Consider the following 2,778-nt stretch of genomic DNA (forward strand, 5'->3'; position numbering starts at 1 on the left):
GTTGCGTCGCTTTACCTGCTGCGGCGACACCCAACAGATCCAAGACGCAATATTTCGCTTGTTCAATAACGTCAGCAGGAAGCTGTTCAAAGGTTAATTCGTGAATAAATCGATGAATAGATTGCATCATCTACTGCTCCAGTTTTAGCGTTTTGCCTTCGACAATAGCGTTGTGATCAATGGTGTATTGCTGTCTCGCACGGTAGGCAGCTCGAACCTGGCTTTATCAATATCGTCCAATGACAAGGTTGCAGTTATCAAGGTTTCACCGTCTTCTGCCTGCGCCAATAGCTCGCCCGTTGGAGACAAAATACAGCTTCCTCCCCAAAACCACGCTTCGCCCTCTGGCCCGTAACGATTAGCCATCAAAACTGGAGTTCCGTAGAGCACCGCATAAAATTTAACGTTAACTAACCAGTTGTCTTCGTTGGAAAAGTCTTTACTGACAATACTGCTGGCCGAGTTGATCGGCGCGAGCAAGATTTCAGGCTTATCGAGTAGCGCGCAATGAACCAAAGGTGGGTTCCATAAATCGGCACAAATTAAAACCGAGCCTCGCCAATTTTCATCAAGAGAAACGCTGGTGGTAGCCTCTCCCGAATGAAACCACTTACCCTCTTCAAGCCCACCATAGGTTGGTAAATTGACTTTACGATGCACAGCAACCACCGTACCACCGAGCAACCAAGCCATCGCGTTGTAGTATTCTCCCGGAGCGGCCTGTTCAACAAAGCCGACAATCACGGACATCTGCGGTGCAAGTTGCGCAAGCTCTTTAAGCCGAGCATCATCACGCTTCATGGCAACTTCACGCACAGAGGATTGGAGCTGGTATCCGGTCAAGGAGAGTTCAGGAAACAGCAATAGCTGCGACCCTAAGGCCGCAGCTTGCTTTATGTAATCCTGATGAATATTCAGATTGGCATTCACATCGCCTAACTGGGCGTTGATTTGGGCCACACTGACTTGCAGGATAGTCATGGTACTACCCCAAGTTATGCTCAGATAGGAACTGGCTTGCGACTTCTGAGATCGAACGTCGCTCCACATCAACTTGTTGATTCAAAGTCGACATCGTATCGCCATCGATCGCCGCAGAAAGGGCGTTCAATTGCTCGGCAAGCTCTGGGTTCATATCTAACGTTTCTTGGCGAACAACAGGAGTGATCGCGTAATCAGGGAAAAACTGTTTGTCATCCGTTAAAACGGTAAAACCGAATGCTTTGATACGACCATCTGTTGCAAACACGAGCGCAGCATCGACTTCTTTCCCTTTTAGCGCATCATAAGTTAACCCAGTATCCATGCGTTTCACTTGGTCACGTGAAGCTTTGAATTTGTAGGTTTTCTGTAAAGGTCGGAAGCCATCTTTTCGTGCATAGAATTCCGCATTCAAAGCAATGGTCATTGGCGGGTCTTGGCGCATTTGCTCGGCGAAGTCGGATAAGGTAGAGATGCCACGTTGTTTCGCATCGTCACTGCGCATAGCGAGCGCGTAGGTGTTATTCGCTTTTGAAGGGTTAAGCCAAACTAGGCCTTTCTTCGCATCGAGTTCCTTAACGCGTTGATACACTTGCTCTGCTGGGAGCTTGTCTTTGACTTTGTTGTAAATGATCAGTGATGTGCCCGTGTATTCCCAATAAAGATCAATCTGGCCGTTTTCTTGCGCTTTACGCAAAACCGCACTGCCCATGCCCGAACGCTTATCAACGTCGTAGCCTTTTTTGGTTAAATATTGAGACGTGATCTCCGTTAAAAGCTGTTGTTCTGTAAAGTTTTTGCCACCTACGACGATTTCCGCGGATGCGTGAAAACTTGAAAGCAGTACACCAACGGCCAGCAAGCGGCGAGTAATTTGCTTTAACATGTTTGACTCCTGTCTGTGTTCAATTTTTAGGATTGTTATTGTCTAGCTCTAATAGGGTTACAGCCTTTAGGTACAGTGACATAGGAAACGGCTCCTACCACACTGTCGATAGCGATAGCCAACATCGCTGTAGGAATAGCGCCTGCCAGCATCATGATGGGTTCATCCAGATCAATACCGGTAAAAATGAGCTCCCCTAACCCACCGCCACCAATTAAGAAGGCCAGTGGCACGGTGCCCACGTTGACAGCTAACGCCGTGCGGATACTGGCAAAAGTGACGAACAGCGCATTAGGAATTTCAACCTGAAATAACATTTGTAACTCGGTCATACCAATGCCTGACGCCGCTTCTTTTAAATGAGCGGGCACTTCTTTCAGCCCGATGTAGGTGTTTCTGACAATCGGCAACAACGAGGCAATCGTCAGCCCAAATACCGCAGGCACGGTGCCAATGCCAAGAAAGCTCATTGCCAGCGCAAGAATAGCTAAAGTAGGAATCGTGGTCCCCACATTCAAAACCTGCATCGCCGATTCTGCGACTTTCTGAAAACGAGGACGGCTGAGCAATACGCCGACGGGAATAGCGATTAGGATCGCCAATCCACCAGACAGCAGCACCAGTTCAATGTGCTGAACCGTCAAATAAACAATGTCTTCTTGGTAGTAGAGGAAATCATCGATCGTACCCGCGCCTTGTAAATAAATACCCAACGCAAAGACACACGCCAATAAAACGAAATAGTAGGTTTGTTTTAGCTGATTGGTCACGATGCCTCCTTAGCCTGATGCAATGGCTGTGGCTCACTAAGAGAGGTATCGCGCTGATAAGTTGCGCCTAGATAATGAGTAATGCCGCGCTGTGTGACTTCGCCCACTAAGCGGCCATTCTCGTCAACACACGGCATCCAA

Annotated in this window: 4 protein-coding genes; all 4 read right to left on the minus strand. The window is 48.1% G+C overall.

Annotated features, from left to right (window positions below):
- Positions 1-130: MmgE/PrpD family protein (locus IQR33_RS10680; protein ID WP_193843693.1), on the minus strand; the 130-nt coding region annotated here is incomplete at its 3' end.
- Between the two features lie 14 nt (positions 131-144).
- Positions 145-981 (minus strand): nitrilase-related carbon-nitrogen hydrolase, encoded by an 837-nt coding sequence (locus IQR33_RS10685; RefSeq protein WP_193837743.1) that lies wholly within the window; start codon positions 979-981, stop codon positions 145-147.
- Positions 982-985: 4 nt separating this feature from the next.
- On the minus strand, positions 986-1,867 hold the full coding sequence (locus IQR33_RS10690; protein ID WP_193837744.1) for a glycine betaine ABC transporter substrate-binding protein: 882 nt from the start codon (positions 1,865-1,867) through the stop codon (positions 986-988).
- Between the two features lie 35 nt (positions 1,868-1,902).
- On the minus strand, positions 1,903-2,637 hold the full coding sequence (locus tag IQR33_RS10695) for an ABC transporter permease (RefSeq protein ID WP_193837745.1): 735 nt from the start codon (positions 2,635-2,637) through the stop codon (positions 1,903-1,905).
- Between the last annotated feature and the right edge of the window lie 141 nt (positions 2,638-2,778).

The sequence above is a fragment of the Vibrio sp. OPT46 genome (genome assembly GCF_015163535.1).
Taxonomy (GTDB): Bacteria; Pseudomonadota; Gammaproteobacteria; order Enterobacterales; family Vibrionaceae; genus Vibrio; species Vibrio alginolyticus.